The sequence below is a fragment of the Streptomyces sp. CO7 genome, from assembly GCF_053474865.1.
In genome coordinates, this window is sequence record NZ_JBRIOU010000008.1 from 161,580 (window position 1) to 167,690 (window position 6,111).

General features: G+C 70.6%; 3 protein-coding genes and 1 pseudogene. 3 read left to right on the forward strand and 1 reads right to left on the reverse strand.

What is annotated here, in order from left to right; all coding sequences use genetic code 11:
* Positions 1-86 precede the first annotated feature (86 nt).
* Positions 87-1,397: an MFS transporter gene (locus ACOV8S_RS25635; RefSeq protein ID WP_448320603.1), complete on the forward strand. Its 1,311-nt coding sequence runs from the start codon at positions 87-89 to the stop codon at positions 1,395-1,397.
* A 106-nt stretch (positions 1,398-1,503) separates the two neighbouring features.
* Here ACOV8S_RS25635 and ACOV8S_RS25640 read toward each other — a convergent pair whose 3' ends face one another.
* Entirely contained in the window at positions 1,504-2,946 is a 1,443-nt protein-coding gene (locus tag ACOV8S_RS25640; RefSeq protein ID WP_448320605.1) for a CCA tRNA nucleotidyltransferase, read from the reverse strand.
* Positions 2,947-3,203: 257 nt separating this feature from the next.
* Between ACOV8S_RS25640 and ACOV8S_RS25645 the strand changes: the two genes are divergently transcribed.
* Together ACOV8S_RS25645 and ACOV8S_RS25650 are read left to right on the forward strand one after the other, a co-directional pair.
* Entirely contained in the window at positions 3,204-5,549 is a 2,346-nt protein-coding gene (locus tag ACOV8S_RS25645) for a DUF6049 family protein (RefSeq protein ID WP_448320607.1), read from the forward strand.
* Between the two features lie 48 nt (positions 5,550-5,597).
* Positions 5,598-6,111, forward strand: a pseudogene (locus ACOV8S_RS25650) (murein biosynthesis integral membrane protein MurJ); the annotation flags it as partial.

Consider the following 6,111-nt stretch of genomic DNA (forward strand, 5'->3'; position numbering starts at 1 on the left):
ACCACAGGGACTCAGGAGGGGCCCCGGGCATGTCGCCCGGGGCCCCTCCCCCCGTTCGCGGGCCTGCGTATGTGAGGCTGAGCGCCATGTCCGCTGTACGCGACCTGTCCGTCCTGCTCCGCCTGCGGGACTTCCGACGCCTGCTCGGTGTACGACTGCTCTCGCAGGCGGCGGACGGCGTCTACCAGGTGGCGCTCGCCACCTACGTCGTCTTCTCCCCCGAACAGCAGACCTCGGCGGCGGCCATCGCCTCCGCCATGGCCGTGCTGCTCCTTCCGTATTCGTTCGTCGGTCCGTTCGCCGGGGTCCTCCTCGACCGGTGGCGCCGCCGTCAGGTCCTCCTGTTCGGCAGCCTGTTGCGCGCACTGCTCGCCCTGGTGACCGCGTTCCTGATGCTGGGCGGTGCGCCCGGGCCGCTGTTCTACGCCTCCGCGCTGTGCGTGACGGCGGTCAACCGCTTCGTCCTGGCCGGCCTCTCGGCCTCCCTGCCCCGGGTCGTCGACGGCGGGCAGTTGGTCACGGCCAACTCCCTGACCCCCACGGCGGGCACCCTGGCGGCCACCCTCGGCGGTGGTCTGGCCTTCGTGGTCCGCCTGGCCGGCGCGGACTCGGATGCCGTGGTGGTGTTGCTGGGCGCCGCTCTCTACCTCTGCGCCGCGCTCGCCTCGCTCCGGATGGCGCCCTCCCTACTGGGGCCGGACCGCAACGGGGTCACCGCCCCGAAGATGCGCCAGGCGGTCAGCGGCACCGCCCGTGGGCTGGCCGACGGGCTTCGGCACCTCAGGGAACCCGCGAGGCGGCAGACGGCCTGGGCGTTGGTCGCGATGACACTGATGCGCTTCTGCTACGGCGCCCAGACGGTGATGGTGTTGATGCTGTGCCGTCACACCTGGAACGACGAGACGACCGTGGGAGGCACCCGGGACGGCTTGGCGCTGCTGGGTGTGGCAGTCGCGGTATCGGGAGCCGGCTTCTTCGCCGCCGCGGTGATCACCCCTTCGGTGGCAGGTCGACTGGGACCGATGCGCTGGATGACGATCTGCGCCGGAAGTGCCACCGTGCTCGCACCGGCACTGGTCCTGCCGTTCCGTCCGACGTCCGTCCTGGTGGCCGCCTTCGTCCTGGGGCTTGTCACCCAGGGCGCGAAGATCTCGACCGACACGGTGGTGCAGTCCCACACCGAGGACAAGTTCCGGGGCCGGATCTTCTCCCTGTACGACGTCCTCTTCAACGTCGCGTTCGTCGCCGCGGCCGGGCTGGCAGCACTGATGCTGCCGCACGACGGCCGCTCCGTGTCCCTGGTCCTCACCGTGGCGGCGCTTTACGGCCTCACCACACTGGTCCTGCTGCGACTCGCCGGCCGGGCACCGGGCCGGACGCGGCCCTCGGACGCGTGATGGGCGATGTTTCACGTGAAACATCGCCCATCACTCCATCATCTCGCCACCCGCCCCGGTCACCGATGTTTCACGTGAAACGTGATCGGCCGAGGGTCGGGCCTACTCAGTTCTGGTCGGCCCACCATTCCTTGAGCGCTGCCACGGCGGCGTCGTGCTCCATCGGCCCGTTCTCGAGACGAAGCTCCAACAGGAACGTGTAGGCCTGCCCGATCACCGGCCCGGGGCCGACACCCAGGATCTCCATGATCTGGTTGCCGTCGAGGTCCGGACGGATCGAGTCCAGCTCCTCCTGCTCCTGCAGTTGGGCGATGCGCTCCTCGAGCCCGTCGTAGGCGCGCGACAGCGCGGTCGCCTTCCGCTTGTTCCGGGTGGTGCAGTCCGAGCGGGTCAGCTTGTGCAGGCGCTCGAGGAGAGGGCCCGCGTCGCGGACGTAGCGGCGCACCGCGGAGTCGGTCCACTCGCCGGTCCCGTACCCGTGGAAGCGAAGGTGGAGTTCGACCAAGCGGGAGACGTCCTTCACCATCTCGTTCGGGTACTTCAGCGCTGTCATGCGCTTCTTGGTCATCTTGGCACCCACCACCTCGTGGTGGTGGAAGGAGACCCTGCCGTCCTGCTCGAAGCGGCGGGTGCGCGGCTTGCCGATGTCGTGGAGCAGCGCGGCGAGCCGGAGGACCAGGTCGGGGCCGTCCTCCTCCAGGTCGATGGCCTGCTCCAGCACGATCAGCGTGTGGTCGTAGACGTCCTTGTGCCGGTGGTGCTCGTCCCGCTCCAGGCGCAGCGCCGGGAGCTCGGGCAGCACATGGTCGGCAAGGCCGGTGTCCACCAGCAGCGTGAGGCCCTTACGCGGCTGTGCGGAGAGGATCAGTTTGTTGAGCTCGTCCCGGACCCGCTCGGCCGAGACGATCTCGATCCGGCCGGCCATGTCGGTCATCGCGGCGACCACCTCGGGCGCCACCTCGAAGTCCAGCTGCGCCGCGAACCGCGCGGCCCGCATCATGCGCAGCGGGTCGTCGGAGAAGGATTCCTCGGGAGTGCCCGGGGTGCGCAGCACGCGGCGTGCCAGGTCCTCCCGACCTCCGTGCGGGTCGATGAACTCCTGCTCCGGAAGCGCGAGCGCCATGGCGTTGACCGTGAAGTCCCGCCGCACCAGGTCCTGCTCGATGGAGTCGCCGTAGGACACCTCCGGCTTCCTGGAGGTGCGGTCGTACGCCTCCGAGCGGTAGGTGGTGACCTCGATCTGGTAGCCGTCCTTCTGGCAGCCCACGGTGCCGAAGGCGATGCCCACCTCCCAGACGGCCTCGGCCCAGGGCCGGACGATCTTCAGGACGTCCTCGGGGCGGGCGTCGGTGGTGAAGTCCAGATCGTTGCCCAGCCTGCCCAGCAGGGCGTCCCGTACCGATCCGCCGACCAGCGCGAGACGGAACCCCGCGTCCTGGAATCGGCGTCCTAGGTCGTCGGCGACGGGAGCCACGCGGAGCAGTTCGCTGACCGCGAGGCTCTCGGCCTGGCTCAGGGCACGGGACTTGTCTTCATTGGCGTTCGGCACAACAGAAAAGAGTACGTGGCCCGGCCCCGGCACCGCTCGCCAGTAATTACCGAGTGCCCGGGTGACGGTCCACACAGTGAGCTTGATCGTGCTGGAGCGGTCCGCGGCGCATCTGCTCCTCGCACCTCGTTACCATGCCTGGACGCACACTCGGACAGGCGCCGACGAGCGGCACGATCCACGACCGGTCGCGTACGACCGGCAGCCGAGAATCCGGTACCGAAGACCACCACCGACGACGAGGGACGGACGAGCGCGTGGCCCAGGCGGCAGACTTCCAGGGGATGAGTTCCTCACCTGGCCGCCGGTGGTTGCGGCGCACCGGCGCAGTGCTGGCCGGGGCGCCTCTGCTGGCCGGCTTCCTCTTCCTGCCCTCCGCCGAGGAGGCGGCAGCGGCGCCGGCGAGCGCGCCGACCACGGCGAAGGCCGCCGAGGCCGCCTCCGGTCCCGTCTCGGTCTCCCTGAACAAGGTGACGCCCGGCGTCCTCTCCGAGGGCGACACCCTGACCGTGTCGGGCACCGTCACCAACACCACCAAGAAGCCGATCACCGAGGCCCGGGTGGACCTCCGGCTGGGACAGGCCCTGGGGACCCGCTCGGCCATCGACAACGTCTCCCGGCACACCACGTTCCAGCCGGGTGTGGACGGCAATCCGGTCGGCGGCAAGTACACCGCCGGGTTCGAGCGGCTCGAGCCGAAGGTCTCGCAGGTCTTCACCATCACGGTCCCGGCCGACGAACTGAGCCTGGGCGAGGCGGGGGTGTACCAGTTCGGCGCCTCGGTCTCGGGCCTGACCGCTGAGCAGCCGTGGGCGGAGCAGGTGCTCGGCATCCGGCGGACCGTCCTGCCCTGGCAGCCGGACACCCGGACCGCCACCCGCACGACCTTCCTGTGGCCGTTGATCTCGGATGTCAGCATGACCGCCGAGACCGCCTCCGACGACGACCAGGCTCCGGTGTTCCTTAACGACTCCCTCGGCAAGGAGATCGCGCCCGGCGGCCGCCTGGACCGCATGGTCTCCCTCGGCGACGAGCTGGACATCACCTGGGTGGTCGACCCGGACCTCCTGGCCACGGTCGACGTGATGGCGGACAGCGGCTACGAGGTGAAGGGGGAGGACGGCCGCAACGTCCGCGGCACCCATCAGAAGGATGCGGCCCGCTGGCTGTCCAAGCTCATCGCGGCGGTCCAGGACGAAGAGGTCGTCGCGCTGCCGTTCGCGGACCCGGACCTGGCCTCCATCGCGCACAACGGCCGCAACGTCAGCGGCACCCTGAACCAGCTCAAGAGCGCGACCGACGTGGCCGCCCTGACCGTACGGACCGTCCTCCACGTGGAGGCCTCCACGGAGTACGCCTGGCCCGTCGACGGCGCCCTCGACCCGGCGATCAAGAACGTGGCCACCTCGGCCGGCGCCGACAAGGTGATCGCGCGCAGCGACAGTCTGAAGGACGGCCTGTCGTACACCCCGTCCGCCGCCCGGCCCATCGGCGGTGGCACCACCGCCGTGGTGGCCGACGCGCTGCTGTCGACCGCCTTCCAGGGCGACCTGTCCCGGGCGGAGAACTCCACCCAGGCCGTGCAGCAGTTCCTCGGCCAGAGCGTCGCGATCACCCAGCAGACCAACCGGGAGCGCAGCATCCTCGTCGCTCCGCAGCGCACGCCGTCAGCTGCCCAGGCGCAGGCCATGGCCGAGGCCCTGACCGCCCTCCGGGAAGGATCCTGGTCCCTGCCGCAGGCTCTGTCGGAGACCGCGGGAACGGACCCCGATCCGCGCGCCTCCTCGTCGGTGCCGTCCCGCTCGGCCTACCCCTCCGCACTGCGCAAGAAGGAGCTTCCCCGGGAGGCCTTCGAGCAGATCGCACGGACACAGGAGAAGCTCGACAGCTTCAAGGTCATCCTCAGCAGGAAGGAACGCGTGGTGACCCCCTTCGGCCGGGCCATGAACCGCGCGATGTCCGTCTCCTGGCGGGGACACGCCGGGGCGGCAGGCGACTACCGTGCCGACGTCAAGGCGTACCTGGACGACCTCGCCGATCGTGTGTGGCTGATCGACAAGTCGGAGACCAAGCTCTCCGGGCACAGCGCCACCATCCCGGTGACGGTCAAGAACGACCTGCTGCAGGACGTCGAGGGTCTGGTGGTCAGGCTGACCTCCACCAACCCGACACGTCTGGAGATCAACGGGAAGCGGTACGACGAGCAGCCGATCACCGTGGCCGGCAGCCGCAGCCACTCGGTGAAGTTCACCACCTCGGCGAACGCCAACGGCCCGTCCACCGTCATCGCCCAGCTCTACACCGAGGACGGCCAGGCCTACGGCCGGTCGGTCACGTTCAAGGTGCGGGCCACCGAGGTGACGGCGACGGTCATGCTGGTGATCGGCGGTGGCGTGCTGATCCTGGTGCTGGCCGGCTTCAGGATGTACACCCAGCGCAAGCGCGCCGCGGCCCGCCGCGACGCGGAGGCCGCCGCCGGGGCCGAGCACGGGGACGGGTCCGGCCGGACCCCGGACGCCTCCGAGCAGGCGAGTGACCCGGCCCCGGACACCTCGGCCGAAAGCGCCGACCCGTCCGCCACGGGTGAGAAAGTGGACCGTTGAGCGATGTCGAGGCCGGTCGGGCCCGGGAAACCATGAGGTGGGGTAACCATGAACGCGCCGTACGACGGTGACCGCGGCCGGTCCGCGAGCGGGCCGGGCCACCCCGGGGTGCCGCCGACCGAGCACGGGCAGGTGCCTCCGCAGCCGCCTGCGGACCTGTACTTCCAGGACGCCTACGACCAGGACCCCTACCGTGGTCAGGACCTGTCCGCGCAGGATCCCGCCGGCGAAGAGCTCTACGACGCTTCCGCGCGGCCGCAGGTGACACCTGAGGCACACGCCTCGCAGGAGGGTCCGCAGGCGCCCGAGCCGCCCCGGGCTCCGGACCCGCGGGTCTGGGCTCCGGCACCCGGCCAGGCACCGGCAGGCGCCCGGTCGTCCTCGGACGACCGCTCCCCCTACGTCGGCGTCGACGAGCTGGTGAGTGGTGCCCCCTCGGCGGGTCAGAACCAGGACGCCTTCGCCAACCTCTACCGCGACCAGCAGCCGAGCGGCGCCTGGCCTCCGGCCGGCCCCGCAGCGGGCGCGGGGATGCCCCCGGTGGGCGTCCCTGGCCCCGCAC